Here is a 25181-nt window from a genome sequence, read left to right as displayed (position 1 = left end):
TCAACAATTTCCGGAATCGGTTATTAGCTTGCTTTGGTGATTAGAACAGCTTATCACCATATATACGGGAGAACCATATTCCTTCAAATGAAGAACAAGAATGGTTGAAATATGAAACTAATAGAATTGCTTTAAAAAATCCTGTTGTCTTAGATCCAACTGCCGGTGGTGGTAGTATTCCTTTGGAGTCGATTCGTCTTGGGTTTGAAACTATTGCTAATGATATTAACCCAGTTGCATCTGTTATTCTTAAGCAAACATTAGAAGCACCTATAAAACATAATGTTAAACTGCTTGAAGAATATAAACGAATTTCAAAAGAATTTATTAAAAAAGCAGAACCTAAATATCAAGGAATTTTTCCAGAAGAACCAAATAAAGGAAATAAAGTTGATGGTTATCTCTATTCCCGCACCATACGCTGTCCCTATTGCGAAGGAATAATTCCCCTTTCTCCAAACTGGAAACTTGCTCCTGATGGTACAGGAGTGCGCTTAAAACCAGACTTAAATAAGCGCATTTGTGAATTTGAGGTTGTTCATAAGACTAAAGAGCAATCTGCTGGAACAGTTAGCGGCGGTGATGCTCAATGTCCCTATCCTGATTGTAATCGGATTGTTTCAGGTGATGAAATAAAAGCTCAAGCACAAGCAGGAGAAATGGGCGACCAATTATTTGCTGTTGTTTATAAAGAAAGAATTGAGACACAAACTAAAACGGGAAAGATCAGAGAAAAATGGGAGAGAGGCTACCGCGCACCCTTACCTAGTGATGATAATTTTGTAGAAATTCAGGCAAGATTAGAAGAAAAATTAATTGAGTGGGAAGCTTTAGATTTTATTCCTAGTGAAAGTATTCCTGATGGCTTGAAGACTTCTGAACCTCATCGCTATGGAATGAGATATTGGAAAGATATTTTTTTACCTCGTCAACTTTTGTGTCATGGAACAAGTGTAGAAGTATTCCGAGAATTATTAGAAAAAGAAGAAGCAAAAGGAACATTAGATGAAGTGACAAAAGCAGCGTTTGTTTATTTGAGTTTTGCTTTAGACAAAATGCTGAATTATAATTCTCGAATGTCTGTATGGATGCCAACGAGAGAAGTTGTGGCAAATACCTTTAATCGCCATGATTTTGCTTTTTGTTGGTCTTATGCAGAAATGGCTCCGTTAATTACTGGATTAGGCTATGATTGGGCGATCGCACAAACTGGAAAATGTATTGAAGAACTTATCGAGTTAAGTCGTCCAGACATTGACATCAAAAAGGCTAACAGTAAAAGTAAGCAACTAGATTTAAACCTAACTACTTCTTTCACCTGTCCTCATATTACTATCACCAACGAATCAGGCGATAACCTTTATCACTTAGACGATAATAGCATAGATGCAATTGTCTTTGACCCGCCTTACTATGACAACGTAATGTATGCAGAGTTAAGTGATTTCTTCTATGTCTGGCTGAAGCGTACTGCTGGTTATGTCTACCCTGAATTTTTTACCCGTCAACTCACCGATAAAGAAAACGAAGCAGTAGCCAATCCAGCTAAATTTCAAGGAGAAAAAGGTGCGAAAGCCTTAGCTACAAAAGACTATCAAGAACGCATGGCGAGTATTTTTAATGAATGTCGCCGTGTTCTCAAAGAGGATGGTATTCTCACCTTAATGTTTACCCATAAAGCACAAGGTGCATGGGATGCATTAGCCAGCGGTTTATTAGAAGCAGGATTTACTATTACCGCCTCTTGGCCCGTCAACACTGAAGCTGAAGGAAGTCTACATATTAAAGATAAAGCTGCTGCTAAGAGTACTATTTTCCTCGTCTGTCGCCCTCGTCTTCCTAAATCTGAAGAGGATAACGTCTATTGGGAAGATGTAGAAAAGGATGTAGCTAAAGCTGTCAGAAAACGAGTACAAGAATTCCAAAATTATGGTATCAAAGGCGTTGACCTCTATTTATCCTGCTTTGGTCCGGCTTTGCAAGAACTTTCCAAACACTGGCCTCTCACACGCGGTACTCCGAAAACCCAACTAAAAACGAAACAGAAAAGTAAGCAAACTAGTTTATTTGATCAGTTTGATCCCTATGCAGTTACTCCTGAAGATGCCCTAGAAGCAGCTAGACGAGAAGTAAAACAATGGCGTATGGAACAACTTTTAGGCACAAAACGTCAAACTAACCTTGACCCCATTACCGAATGGTTTGTCCTTGCTTGGGATGCCTTTGAAGCGCCTCGCTTCCCTTACGATGAAGCCTTGCGGTTAGCGAGAGTGGTAGGCGTAGATTTAGACAGAGAAATTGTTGGTCATTTAGCACAAAAACAATCCAGCGATTTAATTTTATGGGATAGTAGCCAACGAGCGGCCAAAGGTAGTTTAGGTTCCCCCGATGGTAGTCGTTCCATGATTGATGCACTGCACCACGCTGCTAACCGCGCCCGTGGCAATGGTTTAGAAGCTGCCAAAAAACTGTTAGAAAGCAACCAAGTTGATAAAAACCCTGACTTCCAAACTGCTTTAGCAGCTGTGTTAGAGGTGTTACCTGTCTCCAGTACTTATACAGGCTTTGATGAAGAAGAAGGGGAAGTTGCCGAAGCAGCTAAAGATTTTGATGTCTTAGAAAGCCTGCGCCGCTTGGCATTTAGTGAAAAAATTGGTAAACCAAAACAATTAGAACTATGGTTGAATAAATGCTAAATTTATGAAAACTGACAGTATTTTTTATCGCCTGTTTCAAGAATTTCCCAGCATCTTTTTTGAATTGATTGGTGAACCACCACAAGAGGCGAATGCTTATCAATTCTCATCTGTGGAAGTCAAGCAAACAGCTTTCAGAATTGATGGTGTATTTCTTCCTGCAGAAAAAAGAGATGTTCCACTTTACTTTGTGGAAGTTCAGTTTCAATCCGACTTAGAAATTTACGCCCGCTTGATTACAGAAATTTGTCTATACTTGCGGCAAAATCAACCCTCAAATGATTGGCGTGCTGTCGTCATATATCCAACTAGGAGTATAGATACAGCAGATATTAAGCATTACCGTGAATTTTTTAGCAGTCAGCGTGTCAGCCGGATCTACCTCGACCAATTAGGCGAAGCTGTATCCTTACCTATTTCTCTTGCAACTGTTAAATTAGTGATAGAAAATGAAAAGACAGCTATAGAACAAGCAAGAGAACTGATCGATAGAACTCAGCAACAGATAAGCTCACCACAGCAACAACAGCAGTTACTACAATTAATAGAGACTATCTTAGTCTACAAGTTTCCCCAAATGAGTCGCAAGGAGATAGAGGAGATGTTTGGATTAAGTGATTTGAAGCAAACAAGGGTTTATCAGGAAGCATTTACCGAAGGTAGGCAAGAAGGTAAACAAGAAGGTAGGCAAGAAGGTAAACAAGAAGGTACTCGACAGCAAAAGTTCAGAACAGTACCTTTGCTACTAAGATTAGGGTTGAGCGTGGAAGAAGTTGCACGGGAGTTGGAGTTAACTGTAGAGGAAGTAGGGCAGGTAGCACAACAACCTTCCGATTGAAGTAGGTTGCGTACCCCAAGGAACAGTGGCAACGCCTAGCGGCGAAAGGGGATGCCGGTGCGTCCTCTCTTGCCTCGTGCGGTTTTTTATCATTCACATACAACAGAAAACGATATAACTGCTTAGCTTAACTAATGCCTCTCCTCACAGATTACACTTGGCAAACTAAATATGACTCTGACAGTTTGAGTTTGATTAAAGACTTCTACGAACCTGCCCTTAATTGTGCAGTACGTTACGATCGCTCCACGGGCTTTTTTTCAGCCCCTATCCTCACCCTAGCTGTAAGAGGTATTGAAGGTTTAATCCGCAATCATGGAGTTATGCGGTTAGTCATCGGCTGCACTCTTGGGCAAGAAGAAGTCGAAGCAATCGCACGCGGCGAAAAACTCCGAGAAGTCGTAAATCGTTCCCTATCAAATATTCCTTTAATTGCAGAAAACATTGAACAAGCAGACGCATTAGAACTACTTTCCTGGATGATTGCTCATGGTTATTTAGAAGTCAAACTTGCCTTACCCTGTTCTCTCGAACGTCAACCCCTGCCCGTACAAGCTATTTTTCACGAAAAAGCTGGAATTATTGAAGACAAAGCAGGAAACCGACTCGCATTTAATGGCAGTGTTAATGAAACACCTAAAGGTTGGGCAAGTAATTGGGAAAGTTTTCACGTCTTCACCGACTGGGGTGGTACAAAAACTTATGTAGATGACGAGGAGCGTGGTTTTGCTAAATTATGGAATAATCAAGCCAAACGCTGTTTAGTCATTGATGTTCCGACTGCACTACGAGAACAACTCCACCAGTTTCTACCGCCCAACGATCAAAAACCAAAACGGTTGGAAACGAGTCAGGAGTCAATTGTAGAGCAAATATCTATTGATACCACAACAACAGCTCTCGTTGAGAAGAATCAGTCGTCAGAACAATTTAAACAAGTTTGGAGCATGATTCATGATGGTGCTACCATTCCCGGCAGTGGCGATCGCGTTGGCGAAGCTACCTGTGCGATTACACCTTACCCTCACCAAATCAGTGCTTTCCAACGTCTTTATCAAAACTGGCCACCAAAACTTCTTATTGCTGACGAAGTTGGATTAGGTAAAACCATTCAAGCTGGATTATTAATTCGTCAAGCTTGGTTAGCTGGAAAAGCAAAACGTATACTTATTTTAGCACCCAAAGCGGTTCTCAGTCAATGGCAAATTGAACTTAGAGAAAAATTCAACCTCAATGTTCCCATCTATGACGGTAAAACTCTAAGTTGGTACGATTGCCCAGCTTTGAGAGTATTAGGTAAACCCGTTATTAAATCCGTCAGTCGTCTTGAATGGCACACTGAACCAATTGTCATAACTTCCAGCTATTTAATGCGAAGGGTAGAGCGTGCCAGAGAATTAATTAACGAAGCTGAACCTTACGACTTAGTGTTTCTTGATGAAGCACACCATGCTCGCCGCCAAGGAGTCAGTGGCACTCAACCCACTAAACCAAATCAATTATTGCAATTAATGCAGCAGTTAAAGCATAAAACTCAAGGTTTAGTCTTATTAACTGCGACTCCCATGCAAGTTAGCCCAACAGAAGTTTGGGACTTACTTAATTTACTCGGATTACCACAACTTTGGGATTTACGCAACTTTCAGACTTTCTTTGATTATGTTAACACAGCTAACCCAAGTCATGACCAATTTGAATTTATGGCACGGCTGTTTCGTGCCGTTGAAGCAGAATTTGGCGAAACATCCCTAGAAGCGGCACACAAATTCGTCGTTGGTGGTAGTAAATTAGCCACCAAAAAAGTATTGCAAGCCCTTAGAGATGAAGCTATTCTACCCAGAAAACAACTCAGCAGCACTAGACGGGCTGCGATCGCAATTATGCGCTCCAATACTCCCGTCAATCGCCTGATTTCCCGTCATACCCGTGAACTATTGCGTCGTTATTACGAAGCCGGAAAAATGAGTAGTCGTATTGCTACTCGTACTGTTGAAGATGAATTCGTATCCTTAACTGCTGCGGAAAGACAACTCTATGAAGCGGTTGAAGATTATATTTCTAGCACTTATAACAATGCCTCTCAAACCGAGAAAAATGCTGTTGGTTTTGTGATGACTATCTATCGTCGTCGTCTTGCTAGTAGTTTCGCTGCTTTAAAACATACCCTGAGCCAGCGAGTTAATATCCTCACTAGCCGTAACTTTTCTCAACTAGAACTTAATGAGGAAGATATTTCTGATGATGAGCTTTCTGATGAAACAATGGATGTAGAAGAAGCCAGCAAATTAGAACAAGAAGCCATCCAAACAGAAGAATTAAGAGAATTGAAATTTTTATTGCAACAAGTAAAACAATTACCCACTGATAGTAAAGCTCAAATTTTCCGCCACAAACTTCAGCAACTTAGACAACAAGGTTATCAACAAGTTATTGTATTTACCCAATATACTGATACAATGGACTTTTTACGTCAGTATTTGGTAGAAACCGAAAACTATAAACTCATTTGCTTTTCAGGACGTGGAGGAGAATTAGCCGTCGGTAATGGTAATTGGCAAGTTATTTCTAGAGATGAAACTAAACGAATATTTCGGGAAGGAAAAGCAGATATTCTCTGATGTACAGACGCAGCCGCCGAGGGCTTGAACTTTCAATTCTGCGGGGCATTAATTAACTATGATATGCCTTGGAATCCGATGCGAGTCGAGCAGCGAATTGGTAGAATTGATCGCTTAGGTCAAATTTATGAAAATATCAAAATCATTAATTTACACTACGAAGATACTGTAGAAGCAGATGTTTATTTAGCCTTAAGAGAACGAATTGGTTTGTTTTCTCAATATGTCGGTAGACTACAACCAATTCTCGCCACTTTACCCAGAAGTATTACCAATGCAGCTTTATCTAATCGCTCCCAACAGGAACAACAACGAGCTTCCCTAGTTAGTGAATTGGATAGTAGTATTCTTCAGGCTCAAGCAGAGAATTTTGATTTGGATGTAATTACCGAAGCTGATTTAGAAGCACCTTCACGACCAGAACCAGTATATAATTTAGAAACCTTAGATCAATTACTACAAACTCCCTCTTTACTACCTCCAGGGATAGAAGTTCAACTAATGCAGAATGGTGAGTATAAATTTTCTATGCCAGGAATGAAGGAAACTTTACGAGTTACTACTAAACCTGATTACTTTGAACAACATCCAGGTAGTACAGAATTATGGTCCCCTGGTAGTCCTTTGTTTCCTGATAAATACCAGTAAGTAGGTAGGCGTAAATAAATGCTCTTTTGTAGTAAGGGCTTCAGCCCTTATAAACCTGAGCGCTAGGAGTCGATACTACGAACGTAGAGTTTATTTTATATTTAATTTTACCTACTTACTTAACACAGCTATCACCCAAATCTCTCTGGTGCTCTAATTTCTTTCATGATTTCCATAAAATCTGGGTCGTCCTGAAAAATTCCAGCAAACTTCATGAGAGAGCTTTGGGAAGTAACTGGTTGTATCGGCACTGGAATCTGAATTATTTCAGCTTTAGCTAAACGCTTCTGTAACAACTGCTGAACTTTTTCGACTGCACCAAGTTTAGTTTCATCACTTATTTGGCAATCAGGAACTTCTAAGACGGTGGCTGTAGTAAAGCCATCGGCTCTACTTTCTAATAAAATGTTCCAATTATCCACTTTTATTTACCTAGCGCAAGTTTAACAAGTTAAATTTGTATTGTCCTTTGGTATAAGCGATCGCCTGCCATATATACAGAGTCAAAAACCTGGGGCGAGTAACAAGCCCAGGTTAATATACCTTTGCAGTTAACTTTTTAGCATATATGTTTTTCCCTTGATACTCAACTGCTACGACTGGTGTAGTTAGTAGGAATTGATTAGGATTTCTACATACCCTTCTGTTCCATACACGCGAATTCGTTGCCCATCTTTGATCAGTTTGGTAGCATTTTCTACTCCGACAACTGCTGGTAAGCCATATTCACGTGCGATAACTGCTCCATGAGTCATCAGTCCACCAACTTCGGTGACTAAACCTTTTATGGATACAAACAATGGTGTCCAGCTAGGGTCAGTAAAGGAGGTGACTAATATATCTCCATCTTCTAGATTGGCATCTTCCATGTTTAAGATAACACGTGCTCGTCCCTCTATAACTCCGGAAGAAACAGGTAGACCTAAAATAGCTTCGGCTGGGAGATTTTCTCGTTTGTACTTACCTACAATGATCTCACCATCAGACGTGATCACACGTGGGGGAGTTAGTTTTTCATATAATTTGTACTCGTCTTTTCGTTTGCCGATGATCTGGCAATCAAGTTTATTTGTGCGTACAACTTCGCGAAGTTCTTCAAAAGTGAGGTAGTATATATCTTCTTTTTCATGAATAACGTTGGCTTGTACGAGTTGTTCGGCTTCTTTCAATAAAGACTGCTTATAGACGAAGTAGCGATTAATCATGGCATATTTTGGATATTCACGATAACCGATAAAATTCCGGAGCAAGCTGATCATTCGTTTTGTTTCTTCGGCTTTTTGTTCACCATCTGGTAATTGCTTCAATCGCTCCAATAAATCTTGTTCTTTTTTCAAAGCTTGCTGTCGCCCTTGCTCAAATTTCCGCTTGCTGGCATCAGGCTCAAAGTTTTTGATATTACCAAGAATCATGGGGACAAGTGTAGTTGGTTTTTCGCTCCATCGAGTTTTCGTAATATCGATTTCCCCGACACATCGCATTCCGTATTTGTTAAGATAAGTATAGATAGCGTCTTGTGTTTCCTGTCCACCATTAAACTTAACCAGTTCATCCAAAAAGTTATCCTCTTTTACCTGTTGTAAATACTTAATTACTTCCGGATAAGGGCGAATCACATCCGCGACATCCAATAACTTCAGACCCATAGACGAAGTGATATTGTTTGGTACAGATTGAGAAAGCGTGTCCGCTACGTTTTTTTCACCTAACCACTCCTTCATTTTTTCATTGATCCATGATGAAGCATCCATAGCAGCCAAAATCACACCCAAACTTTGTGGAGCGGATAAAGTCTTCTTTAATTGCTGGATATCTTCTAGAATAAAATCAAATAAATCCGCTCCTGATTTCGTTTGGATGTTATGTCTTAATTCTTCTATCGATGTTTGACTACTCTCGATCAAATCAGAAACGATTGTCGGATCATTTTCGATTTGTGTACGAAAACCCGAAGACGAAATAACTTTATCGCTTTTACCGGAACTCTGTTCTTTTTGATCGTTTGGCAGCGATTCTATAAAATCTCCTCGCTCTATGATGGTCATGAGTGCGTCTTTTATCAGCGGATCGGATTGTCCCAGAGTATTTATGATCGTTTTTCTGCTGACAGGTGAAGCCAGATGACGGGTGACATCTACAAACAACCTTCCACCAGCTTTATACATGGGTCGAGCAGCTGTTAACTGGAAAAAAGACAATCCCAACGGCTTCATGGCGTCGGTCATCATTTGTTGATGACCAACGGATATATAGACATGATTTTCTTGATCGTTCGCTTCAGGGATCGGGTATAACGTAGTGATTTGCCGACTCTGGACAATATAAAATGTATCATCAACCAAACACCATTCGATGTCCTGTGGAAAGCCGAAATGTTCTTCGATTCTTCTGCCAATGTGTTCAAGCTCTAAAATCTGCTCATCCGTCAGCGCTTGCCTGTTCTGCCGCTCAGGCTCAATCTCCTGTTCTTTCGTACCGCCATCTTTGAAGGCATAAATAGCCAGTTTCTTGGTGGAGATCTTCTGATCGATAACCTTGCCGTTACACACTTTATAGATATCCGCATTCACCAAGCCGGAAACCATTGCTTCACCAAGTCCGAAGCTGGCATCAATGGATAACACTTTCCTGTTAGAAGTGACGGGATCGGCAGTAAACAAAATTCCTGCCGCCTGCGGGAAGACCATTTTCTGAACAACCACAGACAGGTGGACTTTACGGTGGTCGAAGCCGTTTTGAAGGCGGTAAATGACTGCTCTATCGGTAAATAGCGATGCCCAGCACTTGCTAATATGCTTTAGGATTGCCTTCTTTGCGATCGTGTTCAAATACGTATCATGCTGACCTGCAAAGGATGCCGTTGGTAAATCCTCTGCAGTTGCGCTGGATCGTATTGCATAGGCATTGTTTTCTCCAAGCCTGGAGAGAAGGCAGGCGATCGCTTCATTAATGTCTTCAGGGATGGCTATCTCTTCAATGACCTGGCGAATCTCACCGCAAAGTTCACTGATTTTATCCCGATCTTCCACTTTGAGAACCGATAACCGATCAAGTAATTCGTTAATCGATGAAGTTTCCCCAATGATTCTTTTAAAGGCTTCAGTAGAAATACAGAACCCTTCCGGTACGCGGATTCCTTCAATCTTGGAAAGCTCTCCCAGGTTTGCGCCTTTACCCCCAACAACCATAAGTTTTGTTTTATCAATATCTTGAAAACAAAGAACAAATGAACTCACCAGTGTCCCTCCTTTGGCAATTCATACTTTGAGAATGATGACATTCTTTCCATAATAATACTTCTCCAATAAATTGCATTATGTGTTATTTCATTAGACACAAAGATTAGTGAAATTTTCGATGTAGTAGTTGAGGTTTTTAGTAGACAGTTGAGAATGTGCACTTAATCGGTAAAATATAAGTGTCAAAAGTGTTTTGCTTTATCCCCACCGCCTCTTCGAGGAAGTCAAAAGTCAAAAGTCAAAAGTCAAAAATAAGTATTTTCCAACTCAATAAATGCTAAAATATTAACATTATTATTTATTTTAAGAATGAGTAATTACATTTACAAGTCTGGACGCGACAGAAGAATGCCGAAATGACAATGTGACAAAAACCCCAACGCCAACACCCCACAAACCGGGAGATGCCCCACAGGAGCTCTGGTATCAAAAGTAATTTGATTGTGACTAATCCAGCTTCCGTTCATTCTCCACCCAACGCGATCGCCAAACTTTTCCCAAGCTTGTTCAGACCATTTGCCGTCGGGTACACCGCTGACTTCAAGGGAAATTTTCTTCTGAACACTAAAGCCAAAGCGTCCATTGCTGTATTTTACCCACAAACTATCTATTGTGCGTAGGTCGGTGCTCTTAAAATTCAACAGTTCTTTATCTCTAATCCAGTCACCATTCTCACGACCCACAACTTTAAGCATGACCAAATAGGTTTCATTGTCGGCGTCAAACCAATTTCTAGCAGCTAGCAGCTCACGGAGTCGGGTGTAGTCTATGGCGAGATCGCTCAGCAGGTCCATTTGCGGTGGCTCAACGATCTCTGATGGTCGCAAGTCAGGAGCGCGATCATTTTGGGACTCATCAAAAGAAGATTTAAAAGTAGGTATAGGAACTATCTGTGTTTGAGCAATCCCCAACTTCCACATTGAAGGTATTGAATCCTGTAAAAGGTTTTCTAATTGAATAGCAACGCTCCCCTCATCAAATGCTCTTTGAATCACATCCAGATTATTTACATTGTCATATCCCAGCCCATCATAAAATCCTTGAGCAAATACAATCGCTGCTCTATCCTCAATTGACTGGTTCATGCCAATTACGTAATTAATATGTTTGCCAATTATCTCAGCAGATTTAGATGAATAACAAGCATTAAGTAATACACATTTTACATAATCAGTATGTAGTTTAAACAATGCTGCTAACCCTTGTGATGATACGAGTTTGTGATTTCCGCCATCATCCTCTAACAATAAACTGCCATCCTTCATGCCATTTCCACAAAAATGCACAATTTGAGGACGTTCTTCTGCGATTGCTCTCCTAATATCCTGGGGACGTACAGCAGTCCTAATTTTAATTTCAAATGAATCTCGTTTGACTGCTCGTTTAATCGCTTCAACTATCTCCCGAATTTCTTGATCCAAACGTAATCTATCGGGAACTGCTGCTAAAATTAATATTTTCTGCATCACCTATACAAATTGTAGCGCGAAGCTGGTAATCAGATTAAGTTTTTGTTGGCTCACAAGTGATAGTAGTGTCATTCGCTTTTCAACCATTTTTCAACTAGCTGTGTCACCACTTGACTCATCTTTAGCCCACGAATAGCACAACAGAAGTGAAATCGTTTTTTAATGTCGTCTGCAATACTAATATGCATAACTAGTACAAACAGTAAGCTGCTTTGAAACAGTATCCAAATAAATCTACAATTGGACAAGATCTGATTCCAGACGAATGTTATCAATTTTGGTAGATTTTTGATAGCTTGATGAAACCAGAGCGATTGGCGATCACAATTATCCTTTCTCGCGATCGCCACAAACACTCAATATACCGTGCCACACACAGCAATCACGTACTTAAAGATTAATTTGATTTGAAACCCCAAGAGCGATGTCGAAGATAAGCTGTTTCCCCGAAGGGACGCACGTTTGTCGGGGGTGTGCGATAGCGAAGCGCTGCCGCCTACGGCAGATCGCATCTGCTCCTTTGAGAACACACAACCGAAACCATTTTTTACATAACTTTACAATTCGCTTGTGCGGATCGTACAAGTTAATGTTTGACCAGCATCGCAGCATTTTTGTCTGTTGCCAACTGGAACACAGATTATGCTTGGAGGCGATCGCATCCAACTTCTATTGTTTATTTAAAAACTAACAACAAGAGTGTTTGTGTCCGTTTCATGGTTAACCGCACGTTGAACTACCCACCACGCCTTCATCATTGCTTATAATTAAAATGTGATTATTTTGGAGTCAAGAGAAAATGCGTAAGCAAACCATTCAATATACATCATCATTAGATGCTCTGGTTGCAGTTACCAAGCGACTTAGTGTATATGAGAACCAGCAAAAAATGAACTCTGAAGATTTTTTCCATCAATACAATCAAGGAATGTTATCAGATGATATTCTATTTATAGAATGGGCAAATGATTACCGTCATTACTTAGCTTTACGTCAAGAAATAGAACTTATATTGAACGATGCTGCCTAATATTCTGTCTGATTACCGCTCGGCAAGTGGAACAAGCAATTGTTCAATGCAAAAATGTTTATGTAGAACGTTACGAAGAAGAGATATTAACATCACAACGAGCTAATTTAAGAATTAGATTGCGCTTCAATCAAAAATATTTATTGGAGATAAACGAAGCTATAGCAGTCACAGGAAATCAGTTGAAATTTCTTGATTATCGTTACCATTTTCAAGATGAACGAAATTGTCTGGTTTTTCGTTATGTATAGTACACCTCACTTTCCCAATCTCTCTACTTTTCCACACCATAAGCATTTACCAGATGATGTCATCAGTTCTGACAAACCTGAAATTACTCAAGTACTAAAAGAAGTAACAGAGTTATTAGGATCGGAAGTTTGAGTAGCATTGCTCAAATTGAGAGCGAGAATCCAGAGCGCGATCGCCCTCTCAATCCCCAATCCCATTTTTATTAACTGATGGGAAATTCGCGCATCGCTATTGATATCGGCTTCATCACCCACGGGGAATTATGCCTGTAGTACTTCTAAAGGAATTGCGCTGTAATGAATGGCTGCTTTTTAAGTTGTCCTCTTTTTGGACGCTAACTTCTGTTGTTTATTCAACAACTAACAACAAGAGTGTTTGTGTCCGTTTCATGGTTAACCGCACGTTGAACTACCCACCACGCCTTCATCATTGCTTATAATTAAAATGTGATTATTTTGGAGTAAACAGAAAATGCGTAAGCAAACCATTCAATATACACGATCATTAGATAGCTAATTTAAAGGTACATTACTTTCATGCCTAAACGCCTTCTCATCGTTGAATCCCCCGGTAAAGTCAAAAAGCTCAGTCAAATCTTGGGCGCGGAGTGGATTGTGCGTGCAAGTTGCGGTCACATTCGCGAACTCAGCGATGAAGGCGAGGATTCCTTAGGCTTTACAATGGAAGGTAACAGTGTGCAGTGTCGCTACGTACCCCGCAATCAGCAGGCAAAGGAAACGATTCAGCAATTAAAGGCTGCTGTTAAACAAGTCAATGAAGTTGTTTTAGCTACAGATCCCGATCGAGAAGGAGAAACGATCGCATGGCATCTCAAAGAAGCTTTAGGACTCAAAGATCCTAAACGAGTAGTATACACTGAAATTACAGAGTCTGCGGTTCGCTCTGCCATTGCCCATCCCAGAAAACTTGACTTTGACTTGATTGGAGCAGGATTGTGCCGAGATTGTCTGGATAAATTAGTAGGTTACAAGGGAAGCCCTCTGGTTTGGGCATTGAATAATGGGGCAAAGAGTGTTGGGCGAGTTCAAAGTGCTACCTTACATTTGATTTGCCAGCGTGAGCGAGAAATTCAGTCTTTTGTTCCTCAAGATTATTGGAGTGTTTGGGTTGATTATGCGGAAGGATTCCGCGCTTTCTATAAAGGGACGGTAAATGCTCATTCGGAAGAACAACAGGAAACAGAAACTCATGATGACGCAGCAGGTAACACGAAAGAAGCACCGGAGTCTACTCGCGTTCTTTCCGAGGCAGAAGCAACACGTTTAGTTTCCGAGGCAAAACGCCATCCGCACCAAGTGGTTCAATATGAAGGGAAGATTACCTACCGTCAACCACCACCACCCTTTATCACCTCTACCCTTCAGCAAGCTGCTGGTTCAAAGTTGAAATTTGCGCCTGAGAAAACTATGCAGGTAGCACAAAAGCTTTATGAGGCTGGTTTAATTACTTATATGCGGACAGACTCGGTGATGCTAAGTCCTGAGTTCTGCGCCAGTGCGCGTAAGTGGTTGGAGCAAAACGATCCGCAAAATGTACCCCAGCAAACTGTAAAGCATCGTAGTAACAAAACTGCTCAGGAAGCGCACGAAGCGATTCGTCCCACAGATGTGTTTCGTCCTTCAACTCAATTGCGAGTAGAACTTTCTACAGATGAATTTAGCTTGTATGTCATAATTTGGAAACGAGCGATCGCCTCCCAATGTCGTCCTGCCCAACTCCGTAAGACTCTAGTTATCACCCAGTCCGGTCAAATTCTGTGGCAAGCTAGAGGACAAGTAGTGGAGTTTCTCGGTTACGCTCGGTACTGGTCAAATCTTAGCAAAGATGCACTCCTGCCTTCCTTGCAACATAGGCAAATACTAACTTTAGCAAATGCAGGTCATGAAAAGAAACAAACCCAACCTCCACCCCGTTACAGTGAACCAAAATTAGTCCAACTGATGGAGCGCAAAGGGATTGGTCGTCCAAGTACCTATTCTCCCACGATTGCAACTTTGAAGAAACGGGATTATGTCCAGCTAATCAAGGAAAACCTACAACCTACGGCTTTGGGGCTGGAAGTTGATGCTTTTTTGCTCAAAGCATTACCAGATTTGCTCAAGACAGAATTTACGGCAAAAATGGAAGATGCACTAGATGCAATTGCTTCAGGTAAACAACCTTGGCAGCACTATTTGACAAATTGGAACCAAGATTACTTTGCACCAGCGTTGGTAAAGGCAAAAACTGTGGTTCCGGCATCATCTGGGGTTAAAGCATATCCTGTAGCTGAGCGAACATTTGACAAATCCAGAACTCGTTGCCCTCAGTGCAGCAACTATCTTGTCAAAATTCCCAGCAATAAAGTTAAAAAGAAATACTTTCTTAAATGTGTGAGTGGGTGTGAAAATATCGTTATGTTTTGGAGCGATGGCACTAAGACTTGGGAACAACCTCGTTCTCAAGCAGCCAATGCAAGTCCCCAAAAGTCGAAAGCCTCAATCACAGAATATTCCTGTCCAGTTTGTCACAAACCTCTACAAGAGTACAGTTATATGAAAGACGGACAGACTAAGACAATGCTCCGGTGTTCCAACCCCAAGTCTCGCAATGATGCAAAACATAAGGATGTGGCTTATTTTAGCACAGCCAAAGGATGGTGGAGTCCCAAGTTTGGCGAGTTGAACAAAGAATGTTAAACGCAATTATAGGCAATTACAAAGCGTTTATGTAGAAGAATTGCCCCTAAATTGGCTAATAGACAGATGCTTGCCAAACCTAATAAAATGTACGTAGGAGCCATGACTACTCCGATCATGAACCAAGCAAGTACATGCAGAATCATCAGTAGAGCAAAGACACTGGCAATCCCAGCAGCTTGCCAGATCTGAACAGCCGGACGATGCAACAGTGTAAAAATTATTGTCGATGAGGTAGCAATTAAATTAACTGGAATTAGAAAGGCACAAATGCCAATGCAGTAAGTGCTTGAGAATTCAGTTAAGGTATTAAAGTTGAACATTATTTTTCTGGCTAAGTTTCCAAATTTTAGATGAATTTTTGCCCTATACCCTAGACATTAGTGGGACTTTGAGGGCTTTTTAACCTTACTGCATGGCACCAATTAGGTAGTCAAAATAACCGCTGACAATGCTTACGTCTTCTGATGACAGCATAGAAGTGGTGACATTCTTCATTGCACGGATGCTTTCAGCAACAGCTTCAATTGGAGTGCCAAGGGACCTATACATTTCGCGAACACCAATGACCCCAATTTCTTTAATTGGCGTAGAATCACCAGCTACAACACTGTAGGTGATTAAGCGCAAGTAGTAATCCATGTCCCGTAGGCAAGTTGCACTCATTTCTTGCCCAAAGGCGTTGCCACCGGGCGAAACAATATCTGGACGCTTCTGAAATAGCTGGTTTCCAGATTGCCTAACAATGCGCTCCCGATTTTCTGTCAAAATCTGAACAATGCGCAAACGGCGCTCACCACTTTTAGCAAAGCTCTTAATTTGCTCAATCTCACCTATGGTAAGATAGCGGGCTTGAGCGTCCGCATTTAAAATCGACTCTATAATCAGACTCATTAACAAACTCCTTCAAAAAATGAAATCAATTTGATCTAAAGCTGTAGCGACTCATTAAATATGGTGGTATTATGTGCAATTCAATTTAATTCGCTTATAGATTAAGCTAAGAATTAATCTCAGTAATAGATGCCTCGCTACGAGTAGTGTTGTCAACGATATTCCTATTACTTCTATTTGTTTAAGGTGACTCACTTTCCACTTGCTCTACTCCGGCATCTAGGGCTTGCGCTGGTGTGCCGTAGCACCCAAACAGGCACGAGTCAAAGTCAGCAATGGGATCTGGGTTACGCTCTAAGACGTAATAGATGGCGATCAAGTATGAGTATTTTTGTTTGAGTAGAGGGTGGGGATGCACCGCCACGTACCACGGTGTATGAGTCCCAGACTCAGATTTAGTACCAATTTTTTCCAGGATTGGTTTGTTCATGTCGTCAGGGCGTAAAGGTTAGGCTCAATTGGCATATTTAATACTTACACCCACCAAAGATATCTTTAAACTATAACCCGATTTTTCTGTTGTTTTAACCATCTCAAGAGAGAGAAGTAGTTAAAAGTAGTTATAAGATGTAGCCAGATTTACACATAAACTTCATATTTATTACTTCTTTTAGTAGATGTTGAAGGGAGTAAAAAAAGATTAACCTTTTGAAGTAATAAATTGTAAATAATAAATAATATTCAATTACAAAATAATCCAGATTTTTTAAAATTGCATAATAATTTGATTGAAATATATAGAAAGTTTCTATACCACCTCGTTAGTCTGGTCAGAATACCTCTTTCATCAATACTGGATTTGGATTTGAATAGTTAATTTTTGCGTTGCACTCAACTAAAGCAAAAAGTTTTATGCATTTGGTTGTACCAGCGACCAAAACTGCACTTAGCTTCTTATGGAGTTGGCTTCTATGAAAACACTGTTGCTCTACCCCCAATTTCCCCAGTCCTTTTGGTCTTACGATCGCGCTATGGAAATGGTAGGAATAAAAGCAGTCATTCCGCCCTTGGGAATTATTACGGTTGCAGCACTTCTACCTGAAGATTGGGAAATCAGATTTTATGACCGCAATGTTAGCCTTGAGACAAAGGCAGATTGGGAGTGGTGTGACCTGGTTATTCTCTCTGCCATGCTAGTGCAGAAACCGGATTTCCATGCTCTAATTCAAAAAGCCGTGCAGTTAGGCAAGAAGGTGGCAGTAGGCGGTCCCTACCCTACGTCTGTACCGCAAGATGCCCTTGACTCTGGAGCGCATTACCTAATTCTAGATGAAGGAGAGATGACGGTTCCACAGTTCCTGGAAGCGATCTGTGTTGGCAAAACTCAAGGAATCTTCCGCTCCACCGAGAAGCCAGATGTTACTACTAGCCCTATGCCCCGCTTTGACTTGCTGAAGCGGGATGCTTACTTCATGATGGCGATTCAGTTTTCTCGCGGTTGTCCCTTCAATTGCGAATTTTGTGATATAATCTCCCTCTACGGTCGCAAACCGCGCACAAAAGAACCGAATCAAACCTTAGCAGAGTTGCAAATGCTTTATGATTTGGGCTGGCGCGGGTCGCTGTTCATAGTCGATGACAATTTTATTGGGAATCAGCGCAATGTCAAACGCCTCTTACGAGAATTGATTCCTTGGATGAAACAACACAATCATCCCTTCACCTTCATGACCGAAGCCTCTGTGAATTTAGCAGAAGATGATGAATTGCTAGAGCTGATGGTAGAAGCAGGATTCTATGCTGTTTTTCTCGGCATTGAAACTCCTGACCAAGACAGTCTCGTAGTGACGCGCAAAATGCAAAATACGCGCAACCCCCTAGTAGAAGCCTGTCGCAAGATAAACGAAGCGGGACTGCTGATTTATGCAGGGTTCATCCTTGGCTTTGATGGAGAACGCTCCGGTGCGGGTGAACGGATTCAAGCCTTTGTTGAACAAACCAGTATTCCTCAACCCATGCTGGGCATCCTCCAAGCTTTGCCGAACACTGCCCTCTGGAACAGACTCCAAACAGAGCAGCGTTTAATTGAGGGCGTCGGCGTTACAGCTACGGGGGACCAGAATACCTTGATGAATTTCGTCCCAACCCGCCCCATTGCCGAAATTGCTAAAGAGTATGTGGAAGGCTTCTGGACGTTGTACGAACCCGCGAATTATCTCAGGCGATGTTTTCAGCAGTGCCTCAATATTGTTCCTCCAGATCGGCGATCGCAGACCATGCAACTTCCTTTGGGTAAGGAGTTGCGGCTATTTGCCCAGTTAATCTGGCATCAGGGCTTACGACGACCTTCCATTCGAGTGCAGTTTTGGCGACAACTGTGGACGCTTTTACTGAAAAAGCCCCAAGTTATCAATATGTACTTGGGGTTATGCGCTATGGGAGAGCATTTTTGGGAGTACCGAGTTTTAGCCAGAGAACGGATGACTCAACAGCTAGGCTACGATCCATTAGAAGTCTCTAAGCTAAGAGAGCTTGAACCAATGGTTCTTAGGAACATCTGAAGTCGGATGTTTCAGAGATCTCGAATGCCTATCGCCATTTAGCGGTTTTGTCTGGCGAGATAATCAATAGATGCTAATAATGCATCAAGGTTAAAAGGTTTTTCTACGTACATAGAGAACCCACAGTCAAGAGCTTGTATACATGCTTTTTCTGTAATCAAAGTTGTGATGGCGATCGCGGCAAGAGGTTTAGCCTGTTGACTTTCTTCAAGAATTCTTATCTGCCTCATCAATGAGTAACCATCCTCACCTGGCAAGGCGATACTGCTAATCAAAATATCTGGTTGCCATTGTCCCAAGACGAGCAGAGCCTCTTGAACTGATGTTGCTATCTTGACGACCACAAAAAACTCTTCAAGAAGAAACTTTAGCAAATCTCGGCAATCAGCATTATCATCTACTACAAGCACTTGCAAACCATTGAGATTTGAAAAATTATTCTGTTCCGTAAAGCTAGTGGTTGCCGTCATAAGAAGTTTTTTAAAAAAAATAAAAACTGAATCTACTCCACTTAGGTCTGCATTATATACATCTGCCCCATGTAGTTTGACCACATGAAAGGCAAACGCTCGTTTTTTTACAGTCTTGTCAAGATGATGAACTTGTGTCTAACCTAGTAATAGCTTTATTCACTTTGAGGCTACGACCCATCCACTCAGTACCCAAGAGCGCCTGAATCGCCGCTGCTTCTTCAGCATCTGTTTCCATTTCTACGAAAGCAAATCCTCTCTTCTCACCTGTTTTCTTGTCGATAGGCAATCGAACTCTTTTCACAGATCCATATTCTGAAAATATCTGTTTGAGATCTAATTCTTTAACTTCATTAGATAGATTGCTGACATAAACTGACATATAAAACCTCTCGAATTATTTACAAATTATCTAGACGCGGTACTGCAGCATTTGCCTAACCTGCATATATTAAGTCTGAGCATCAGCTGCTGTGGCTCCAACAACTTAGGCTTGTTGATTAAATCCTGAGACTGGTTAATTATCTGTTGGAGTTCTCGGCTGTGAATAGTGTTTTTTTCCCGCTTAAGATTTATCTCTATTGTAATAGTTAATAAACTGGCATTTCTTGGTAACAGTGACTACAACGCCAATAAATTCCTTTCAAGTCTATATGACGAAGCAAAGTGTATGAGCAGCAAGGACAAAAAGATTTACCGAGCATGGTTTGCCGGGTATGTATGGCTATATTTTTCTGGCTGCGCCGAGTTATAGAAAGAGATAGCGCTGGAAGAGATTTATTTAAAAGTAATTGCATTTTTTAACCTAATTTGTGTTAATATAAGGAGCAATCCCTATAGACACCAACAATTTGTATTTAGAGTTATGGTAATTTTGATTAAATAATCGTAGGGGCAACCCTGCGGAAAGTCAAAATTCATGTCGCTTTGCGACTGGTGGGGTTACTTTTGAATGCGTGAATGCGTGATTTTTGAGAACCAGAAGGGACGTGACTTTAACTCTAACTCTAAAGCCACAAAACAAGCTTTTATAAGATGAGATAACTATAGGGATTAAAGCAAAATTCATCTAAACGGTAAGGGAGGATTGAACCCGCTCACCTAAACATGGCAATTGTATAATTAAACGTCGTACTATCGATTACCTAAATAAACTGACATACAGCACCTCTCGAACCTAATAGGGTGTAGAGATTTAGATCCGGAAAGGCTTCTATGACAATGTGTCTATGGCGTAGTCACGTAGCCGAAAATATTTCTCTTTGCTTTAATCATAACATGGAATATTTGATTACAGTGCCAGTCCCCAAAAGTCGAAAGCCTTAATCACAGAATATTCCTGTCCAGTTTGTCAAAAACCTATAGAAAAGTGTTAGCTCAATAGGGGCGTTTGGCTATGTGCCCCTACAAAAAGTTGGGGTTTTACTGACTTTTTGTTGCCGATGCTACCTTAGTGTTAGAAACGGGAAGAAGTGCGTTACCTGTTTCATTTAAATTTGCCAAGACTAGATCGTTAAAAACTGCCTGTCTTCTTGCGATCGCCACATCGTAAAGGCGTTGAAGTTCAGCTTGACGAGTTGCTTGGTTGCTTTTATTCAGTTTTTGAGCGATAGTGTTTCTATAAACTTGAATCCGACTTTTAGTATTTGTAGAGGATTGTTGCTCTTAAGAATCGTGAGGAATTCACCTGCTGTTGAATTATTTGGTGGATTTGCTTGGATAATAGCTGCAATGACTTTTCGGGTCAAATCATCTGGATACAGTTTGAGATTAACGGAGTATTGACCGGAATTTTGCGGCTGAAAGCTAAATTTTTATGGAATAAACTGCAACAATTTTTGTCTTTTTGATGAGAAGACTGGCGTTTCCAAATCAATATTTAAGACAGTTATGACCTTGATAAATTCAGTAGTTTCCCAGAGCTTAGTATAAATTTGGGTAAGATTTTTTGCTTGGACTGGGTTATTCAATCTCCCAACCCAACCGTTAAATAGTTCTTGAACAGTAATTACTGTAATTGCCACATCCGTAGAATATTTGGCAACAGCAGTAATTATTGATTTATTTCCAGCTAAAAACAGTGACGCATGGTCAGTATCAAGAATCCATGTCATATATCGCCCAAATCTCTCTGGTGCTCTTATTTCTTTCATGATTTCCATAAAATCTGGGTCGTCCTGAAAAATTCCCGCAAACTTCATGAGAGGGCTTTGGGAAGTAGCTGGTTGTATCGGCACTGGAATCTGAATTATTTCAGCTTTAGCTAGACGCTTCTGTAACAACTGCTGAACTTTTTCGACTGCACCAAGTTTAGTTTCGTCACTTATTTGGCAATCAGGAACTTCTAAGACGGTGGCTGTAGTAAAGCCATCGGCTCTACTTTCTAATAAAATATTCTAATTATCCACTTTTATTTACCTAGCGCAAGTTTAACAAGTTAAATTTATATTGCATTCTAATTATACCTGATTTTTTGGGAAATTAATTCTCAGCTTGTTCATAGGTGTAATACCAAGCATCGCTCAAGGACAATGTGAGACGATCTGGTTCATGGCGTTCAGATAGACTTAATTGGATGAGAAACATCCCATCTTCTTTGATAGGTAAGCTATTCTCGCATAGTTCACGATATTCCTTCTCTGTTATCCGCCATTATATGAAACTTAGTTTCGAGCCGCTTTAAATTAATGTACTTGCGATTATTCATAATTTTCTCACTGATCGCTTCAGTTTCTGCACTAGTGCGATCGCGCTCCAACCAGTTCACCAAATCAGACATCTCTCTAAAGTCTAGTATATCATCGCACAAAGCTTCGAGCCTGACTAATAGTAATTCAAGAATACGTTTCGCGACATGTGGTTCAATCCCTACGCGACGATTTAATTGTCGCAGCACCAGCCTTTGAGCCGCCCGCAGCATAGCAGTCTCCATCCAACTTGTGACTTGCATAACTTGTTCCTATTCCCTCCATCTGATCGTATAGCTATTTAACAACCGCAGTACCAGCTTTTGTACTTCCTAAGCGATCGTCTAAAATGAAGATAAAAAGCCTGATAAATACAGAGCATAAAACTTCTGAATAAGTTGGTAAGTGAAAAATGGGACAGTATTACAAGTTTATAAATACTACAAAAAAAGTTGAATCAACTGTTTCACTTCCATTTAATTTTGGACTGCCTTGGGCAAAAAACTTAGAATCTTACTCACAAGAAGAACTTAAAGAGAAATTTGATTATGTTAAAAAAAATAACAATTGGAGTGAAAATGATGAAGTTATAGCTATAGGTGATTATGGAAATATTTTATACTACCCAAATAAATAAAATAGCTCGTCTCTAAGGAGTATTTGAACACAAACATTTGTAAATGAGGAATATTTCACAAATAGTTCAATGTTGAGGTCAAAGTAATGAGAATTCTAGAAACCCATCGACTTATCCTGAGACACCAAATGCGGGAAGATTTAGACAGTCTTTACGCGCTTTACTGCGATACAGAAGTGAAACGATACATTCCTGATGCTCCCCGAACTTACCAAGAAGCGAAGGAAGAACTGGAGTGGTTTCTCCACGGCCATCCGAAGCACACTCAATTAGGTTTGTGGGCAACCATTCACAAAGAAACAAATCGGTTTATTGGACGCTGTGGACTTCTACCCTGGACGATTGATGGACGCGAGGAAGTGGAGGTAGCTTATTTACTGGCTAGAGAATATTGGGGGCAAGGATTGGGGACAGAGGTAGCGCAGGCGATCGCCCAATATGCTTTCGATCAATTACATCTAACACGGTTGATTTGTCTAATTGAACCTGAAAATGTGGCATCGCTTCAAGTAGCACGCAAGCTTGGTATGGAATTTGAGAAAGAACACGAAGATGATTATGGACGGTGTTTAGTGTACGCAACTTCATTGCTGATGCAGCCCTGCTGGGATTGAGCAACACTGATTTGATCACCCTCAGTGCAGTTTTACCAGAACCTGAAACAAGGTATGAGCAAGGGTGAAGCGTTACGCCAAGCTAAGCTAAGCCAGATTAATAGTCATCCTTTCTTCTGGTCACATCCTTTGTCCTCATCGGTGATGCCCAGTAGGTGGTTTTGGGCAGATGCAATGCACGTCGAACCATTCTGCATCAATGCGATCGCTAACCACCTCTGTGCGAATCTGATTAAGCCTGCTCCAACCAGTTCACCAAATCAGACATCTCGCTAAAGTCTAGTATATCCTCGCCTAAAGCTTCCAAACGCTCCAATGGTAATTCACGCACACGCTGCTCCAAGGGTGGCTCAATCGCGCCCAACCGACGATTTAACAACCGCAGCACAAACTTTTGTGCCTCCTGCTGCATCCCAGTTTCCATCCAACTTGTGACTATTTGCATAACTTGTTCCTCCTCCTTCAATCCCATCGTATCAAGTTCACGCTGAAAAACCTGCTCCTCTGTGGCATTTAACCGTAGGTACGTATCCACAATCAATAATTTGTACACCTTATGAGCTAATGGGAGATTAAGCTATGTGGCAAGATGAAATTCTAGAGGAAATTCATAGAATTCGTGAAGAACATGCTAAGTCTTTTAACTATGACTTAGATGCTATGTTTGAAGATTGGCAGAAGAAGCAAGCTACAAGTGGTAGAGAAATTGTCACGTTGTCGCCAAAACAATTATCCAAAAACTCTTTAGGACAAATGGAGCAGAAATAGTGGGTGAGTTGCCAATCAGTGTAAGTAAAAAACGCCAAACTCTGATATGTGCTAGGATTCTGTATTAAATAGGACATAGTGCGAGTCAAGTTATGGAACGAGTTACATTACCATTCTGAAGTTGATGAGTCATTGGAACGTAAATGTACTTGCTTGATACTGGTACTCTAACCTACCTCTATGCTGGAAATACAAATGTTATTGCCAGATTAAACGCTGTTGAATGGTAATTGAAGGTGACACAAATCGCCTTTTATAGTACAATAGTACTGTAAAGGTTGTGTGGTACTAGCGAGTCAGCCAACAAATTGTCAAGTAATGGACAAAAAAACTATAATTAAGCGATATAAACTTAGAAAACATCTCTGGAAAGTTTTACCTAAAAATGATTATGAATACTTATAACCATTTATATTTGTTAATTAATTTAGCCTATTTTACTAATAGTAGAGAGAAGGGTTATGTTGGATAAACTCATCAAATATTTTGTCTACGCGACCAAGGGGTATATTACAAAAACACAGCTAATTAAATTTTTGTATTTAGCTGATCTTTACTCTGTTAAGTGGACAGGAAAGCATCTGACTGAGCTAGATTGGTGTTATTATCAATTTGGACCTTGGAATGAGGGTATAGATACTGCTTTAAATCAAATGAATGGAAAAGAGATTATTCAAGAATCTCTTGATAATGCAACATATATTAGACCTGTCAATGAAGCTACTCAGGGTGATGATTTGCAAATACCTCTAAGTATTAAGTTGGTGCTGGATAATATTAGGAGGGAATGGGCTGGCGCAGATAAACTGAATCAGTTACTAGATTACGTATATAACACTGCTCCAATGCTGGAAGTAAAAAATGCCTATCAACCAGAAGAAAAAGTTAAACTTAACTTACAGGCAGAAAGAGAAAAATTAGTTGGTGAATTAGGATTGTAAAGTGGGTGGACAAAGACCTAGACAAGGTTGGATTTATTCCATAAATCCCTACAGGGTTTCTCTTCGTTGTAAACTGGGTCATGTTCATATTTATAATTTAGATGAGCCAGGTGAAGTAGAAGTACTGTTGATGCTAATTGCTTTAAAGACTCATCAGAAAATTGGTTAAATCGAATTGGA

The 25181-nt window shown here is 40.6% G+C and carries 27 protein-coding genes; 14 read left to right on the top strand and 13 right to left on the bottom strand.

Going from position 1 to position 25181, the window contains the following annotated elements:
• Positions 1-104: 104 nt before the first annotated feature.
• The 4 genes from ICL16_RS34730 (at position 105) to ICL16_RS45050 (ending at position 6800) form a co-directional block, all read left to right on the top strand.
• Positions 105-2696 (top strand): DUF1156 domain-containing protein, encoded by a 2592-nt coding sequence (locus ICL16_RS34730; protein ID WP_190836126.1) that lies wholly within the window; start codon positions 105-107, stop codon positions 2694-2696.
• 4 nt (positions 2697-2700) lie between these two features.
• Positions 2701-3534, top strand: coding sequence for an Rpn family recombination-promoting nuclease/putative transposase (locus tag ICL16_RS34725; protein WP_190836125.1), 834 nt, complete (start codon positions 2701-2703; stop codon positions 3532-3534).
• Between the two features lie 134 nt (positions 3535-3668).
• Positions 3669-6152, top strand: a complete 2484-nt coding sequence (locus tag ICL16_RS34720; RefSeq protein ID WP_202895872.1) for an SNF2-related protein — start codon at positions 3669-3671, stop codon at positions 6150-6152.
• 63 nt (positions 6153-6215) lie between these two features.
• On the top strand, positions 6216-6800 hold the full coding sequence (locus ICL16_RS45050; RefSeq protein ID WP_238361089.1) for a hypothetical protein: 585 nt from the start codon (positions 6216-6218) through the stop codon (positions 6798-6800).
• Positions 6801-6931: 131 nt separating this feature from the next.
• Here the strand turns inward: ICL16_RS45050 and ICL16_RS34715 are convergent, their stop codons facing one another.
• The 3 genes from ICL16_RS34715 to ICL16_RS46340 all read right to left on the bottom strand — a co-directional run bounded on the left by ICL16_RS34715 (position 6932) and on the right by ICL16_RS46340 (position 11505).
• Complete coding sequence (locus tag ICL16_RS34715) at positions 6932-7222, bottom strand: hypothetical protein (protein ID WP_190836124.1); 291 nt, start codon at positions 7220-7222, stop codon at positions 6932-6934.
• A gap of 186 nt (positions 7223-7408) precedes the next feature.
• Positions 7409-10036 (bottom strand): phosphoenolpyruvate synthase, encoded by a 2628-nt coding sequence (ppsA, locus tag ICL16_RS34710; protein ID WP_190836123.1) that lies wholly within the window; start codon positions 10034-10036, stop codon positions 7409-7411.
• A 326-nt stretch (positions 10037-10362) separates the two neighbouring features.
• On the bottom strand, positions 10363-11505 hold the full coding sequence (locus ICL16_RS46340) for a GUN4 domain-containing protein (protein ID WP_238361088.1): 1143 nt from the start codon (positions 11503-11505) through the stop codon (positions 10363-10365).
• Between the two features lie 802 nt (positions 11506-12307).
• On the opposite strand from ICL16_RS46340, the gene tumA reads away from it, so the two are divergent.
• Genes tumA through ICL16_RS46330 form a run of 3 tightly spaced genes read left to right on the top strand, consistent with a single transcriptional unit; the run spans position 12308 to position 12922 of the window.
• On the top strand, positions 12308-12538 hold the full coding sequence (tumA, locus tag ICL16_RS34695; RefSeq protein ID WP_190836122.1) for an antitoxin TumA: 231 nt from the start codon (positions 12308-12310) through the stop codon (positions 12536-12538).
• Between the two features lie 26 nt (positions 12539-12564).
• The gene (gene tumE, locus ICL16_RS46335) at positions 12565-12789 is read left to right on the top strand and encodes a toxin TumE (protein WP_238361092.1); all 225 of its coding nucleotides are present in this window, start codon (positions 12565-12567) and stop codon (positions 12787-12789) included.
• Positions 12755-12922, top strand: coding sequence for a toxin-antitoxin system TumE family protein (locus ICL16_RS46330; RefSeq protein ID WP_337907188.1), 168 nt, complete (start codon positions 12755-12757; stop codon positions 12920-12922). Before tumE ends, ICL16_RS46330 begins: the two co-directional genes overlap by 35 nt.
• Here the strand turns inward: ICL16_RS46330 and ICL16_RS34685 are convergent.
• Complete coding sequence (locus ICL16_RS34685; protein WP_190836137.1) at positions 12877-13044, bottom strand: hypothetical protein; 168 nt, start codon at positions 13042-13044, stop codon at positions 12877-12879. The two genes, ICL16_RS46330 and ICL16_RS34685, sit on opposite strands and share 46 nt — an antisense overlap.
• A 282-nt stretch (positions 13045-13326) precedes the next feature.
• Between ICL16_RS34685 and topA the strand changes: the two genes are divergently transcribed.
• Complete coding sequence (topA, locus tag ICL16_RS34680) at positions 13327-15489, top strand: type I DNA topoisomerase (protein ID WP_190836121.1); 2163 nt, start codon at positions 13327-13329, stop codon at positions 15487-15489.
• Here the strand turns inward: topA and ICL16_RS34675 are convergent.
• From ICL16_RS34675 to ICL16_RS34665, 3 genes are all read right to left on the bottom strand, one after another.
• Positions 15486-15812: a hypothetical protein gene (locus ICL16_RS34675; RefSeq protein ID WP_190836120.1), complete on the bottom strand. Its 327-nt coding sequence runs from the start codon at positions 15810-15812 to the stop codon at positions 15486-15488. The genes topA and ICL16_RS34675 overlap by 4 nt on opposite strands.
• A gap of 85 nt (positions 15813-15897) precedes the next feature.
• Entirely contained in the window at positions 15898-16383 is a 486-nt protein-coding gene (locus ICL16_RS34670) for a globin family protein (protein WP_190836119.1), read from the bottom strand.
• 181 nt (positions 16384-16564) lie between these two features.
• Positions 16565-16813 (bottom strand): hypothetical protein, encoded by a 249-nt coding sequence (locus tag ICL16_RS34665; RefSeq protein ID WP_190836118.1) that lies wholly within the window; start codon positions 16811-16813, stop codon positions 16565-16567.
• A gap of 481 nt (positions 16814-17294) precedes the next feature.
• Here ICL16_RS34665 and ICL16_RS34660 point away from each other — a divergent pair, with 481 nt between their 5' ends.
• Positions 17295-18884: a B12-binding domain-containing radical SAM protein gene (locus tag ICL16_RS34660; RefSeq protein WP_190836117.1), complete on the top strand. Its 1590-nt coding sequence runs from the start codon at positions 17295-17297 to the stop codon at positions 18882-18884.
• Positions 18885-18922: 38 nt separating this feature from the next.
• Here the strand turns inward: ICL16_RS34660 and ICL16_RS34655 are convergent, their stop codons facing one another.
• From ICL16_RS34655 to ICL16_RS34640, 5 genes are all read right to left on the bottom strand, one after another.
• Complete coding sequence (locus tag ICL16_RS34655; protein ID WP_190836116.1) at positions 18923-19354, bottom strand: response regulator; 432 nt, start codon at positions 19352-19354, stop codon at positions 18923-18925.
• Positions 19355-19472: 118 nt separating this feature from the next.
• Positions 19473-19736 (bottom strand): RNA recognition motif domain-containing protein, encoded by a 264-nt coding sequence (locus ICL16_RS34650; RefSeq protein ID WP_190836115.1) that lies wholly within the window; start codon positions 19734-19736, stop codon positions 19473-19475.
• A gap of 1213 nt (positions 19737-20949) precedes the next feature.
• Entirely contained in the window at positions 20950-21102 is a 153-nt protein-coding gene (locus tag ICL16_RS46325; protein ID WP_238361087.1) for a hypothetical protein, read from the bottom strand.
• Positions 21103-21168: 66 nt separating this feature from the next.
• Entirely contained in the window at positions 21169-21555 is a 387-nt protein-coding gene (locus tag ICL16_RS45045; RefSeq protein ID WP_202895870.1) for a PIN domain-containing protein, read from the bottom strand.
• A gap of 422 nt (positions 21556-21977) precedes the next feature.
• Positions 21978-22304, bottom strand: a complete 327-nt coding sequence (locus ICL16_RS34640) for a DUF4351 domain-containing protein (RefSeq protein ID WP_190836114.1) — start codon at positions 22302-22304, stop codon at positions 21978-21980.
• A 149-nt stretch (positions 22305-22453) separates the two neighbouring features.
• Between ICL16_RS34640 and ICL16_RS34635 the strand changes: the two genes are divergently transcribed.
• The 3 genes from ICL16_RS34635 (at position 22454) to ICL16_RS34625 (ending at position 23568) form a co-directional block, all read left to right on the top strand.
• Positions 22454-22678, top strand: coding sequence for a hypothetical protein (locus ICL16_RS34635; RefSeq protein WP_190836113.1), 225 nt, complete (start codon positions 22454-22456; stop codon positions 22676-22678).
• Between the two features lie 86 nt (positions 22679-22764).
• The gene (locus ICL16_RS34630; RefSeq protein ID WP_190836112.1) at positions 22765-23292 is read left to right on the top strand and encodes a GNAT family N-acetyltransferase; all 528 of its coding nucleotides are present in this window, start codon (positions 22765-22767) and stop codon (positions 23290-23292) included.
• Positions 23293-23346: 54 nt separating this feature from the next.
• Positions 23347-23568, top strand: coding sequence for a hypothetical protein (locus tag ICL16_RS34625; protein ID WP_190836111.1), 222 nt, complete (start codon positions 23347-23349; stop codon positions 23566-23568).
• On the opposite strand, the gene ICL16_RS34620 is transcribed toward ICL16_RS34625, so the two are convergent.
• Positions 23525-23827, bottom strand: a complete 303-nt coding sequence (locus ICL16_RS34620) for a DUF4351 domain-containing protein (RefSeq protein ID WP_337907187.1) — start codon at positions 23825-23827, stop codon at positions 23525-23527. The two genes, ICL16_RS34625 and ICL16_RS34620, sit on opposite strands and share 44 nt — an antisense overlap.
• Positions 23828-23871: 44 nt before the next feature.
• Here ICL16_RS34620 and ICL16_RS34615 point away from each other — a divergent pair, with 44 nt between their 5' ends.
• Positions 23872-24060 carry a hypothetical protein gene (locus ICL16_RS34615; protein ID WP_190836110.1) on the top strand — a complete coding sequence of 63 codons (189 nt, stop codon included), beginning with the start codon at positions 23872-23874 and terminating at the stop codon, positions 24058-24060.
• Between the two features lie 461 nt (positions 24061-24521).
• A complete protein-coding gene (locus tag ICL16_RS34610; RefSeq protein WP_190836109.1) occupies positions 24522-25001 on the top strand; it encodes a type II toxin-antitoxin system antitoxin SocA domain-containing protein in 480 nt (159 codons plus the stop codon).
• The last annotated feature ends 180 nt before the right edge of the window (positions 25002-25181 follow it).

It is taken from the genome of Iningainema tapete BLCC-T55, from assembly GCF_014698965.1.
In the GTDB taxonomy this organism is placed as follows: Bacteria; Cyanobacteriota; Cyanobacteriia; order Cyanobacteriales; family Nostocaceae; genus Iningainema; species Iningainema tapete.
The sequence above is the reverse complement of the archived record's forward strand: the minus strand, read 5'-3'. Positions and strand labels throughout refer to the sequence as shown.

Excerpts from the sequence above, each read along its gene's own strand:
- ICL16_RS34665 (WP_190836118.1), bottom strand. The coding sequence starts at position 16,813 with ATGAACAAACCAATCCTGGAAAAAATTGGTACTAAATCTGAGTCTGGG.
- ICL16_RS45050 (WP_238361089.1), top strand. The coding sequence starts at position 6,216 with ATGCCTTGGAATCCGATGCGAGTCGAGCAGCGAATTGGTAGAATTGAT.
- ICL16_RS34610 (WP_190836109.1), top strand. The coding sequence starts at position 24,522 with ATGTTGGATAAACTCATCAAATATTTTGTCTACGCGACCAAGGGGTAT.
- ICL16_RS34670 (WP_190836119.1), bottom strand. The coding sequence starts at position 16,383 with ATGAGTCTGATTATAGAGTCGATTTTAAATGCGGACGCTCAAGCCCGC.
- ICL16_RS34720 (WP_202895872.1), top strand. The coding sequence starts at position 3,669 with ATGCCTCTCCTCACAGATTACACTTGGCAAACTAAATATGACTCTGAC.
- ICL16_RS46330 (WP_337907188.1), top strand. The coding sequence starts at position 12,755 with ATGAACGAAATTGTCTGGTTTTTCGTTATGTATAGTACACCTCACTTT.
- ICL16_RS34615 (WP_190836110.1), top strand. The coding sequence starts at position 23,872 with ATGTGGCAAGATGAAATTCTAGAGGAAATTCATAGAATTCGTGAAGAA.
- ICL16_RS34655 (WP_190836116.1), bottom strand. The coding sequence starts at position 19,354 with ATGACGGCAACCACTAGCTTTACGGAACAGAATAATTTTTCAAATCTC.
- ICL16_RS46340 (WP_238361088.1), bottom strand. The coding sequence starts at position 11,505 with ATGCAGAAAATATTAATTTTAGCAGCAGTTCCCGATAGATTACGTTTG.
- ICL16_RS34650 (WP_190836115.1), bottom strand. The coding sequence starts at position 19,736 with ATGTCAGTTTATGTCAGCAATCTATCTAATGAAGTTAAAGAATTAGAT.
- topA (WP_190836121.1), top strand. The coding sequence starts at position 13,327 with ATGCCTAAACGCCTTCTCATCGTTGAATCCCCCGGTAAAGTCAAAAAG.
- ICL16_RS34625 (WP_190836111.1), top strand. The coding sequence starts at position 23,347 with ATGAGCAAGGGTGAAGCGTTACGCCAAGCTAAGCTAAGCCAGATTAAT.
- ICL16_RS45045 (WP_202895870.1), bottom strand. The coding sequence starts at position 21,555 with ATGAAGTTTGCGGGAATTTTTCAGGACGACCCAGATTTTATGGAAATC.
- tumA (WP_190836122.1), top strand. The coding sequence starts at position 12,308 with ATGCGTAAGCAAACCATTCAATATACATCATCATTAGATGCTCTGGTT.
- ICL16_RS34725 (WP_190836125.1), top strand. The coding sequence starts at position 2,701 with ATGAAAACTGACAGTATTTTTTATCGCCTGTTTCAAGAATTTCCCAGC.
- ICL16_RS34660 (WP_190836117.1), top strand. The coding sequence starts at position 17,295 with ATGAAAACACTGTTGCTCTACCCCCAATTTCCCCAGTCCTTTTGGTCT.
- ICL16_RS34675 (WP_190836120.1), bottom strand. The coding sequence starts at position 15,812 with ATGTTCAACTTTAATACCTTAACTGAATTCTCAAGCACTTACTGCATT.
- ICL16_RS34635 (WP_190836113.1), top strand. The coding sequence starts at position 22,454 with ATGGGACAGTATTACAAGTTTATAAATACTACAAAAAAAGTTGAATCA.
- ICL16_RS34630 (WP_190836112.1), top strand. The coding sequence starts at position 22,765 with ATGAGAATTCTAGAAACCCATCGACTTATCCTGAGACACCAAATGCGG.
- ICL16_RS34640 (WP_190836114.1), bottom strand. The coding sequence starts at position 22,304 with ATGCAAGTCACAAGTTGGATGGAGACTGCTATGCTGCGGGCGGCTCAA.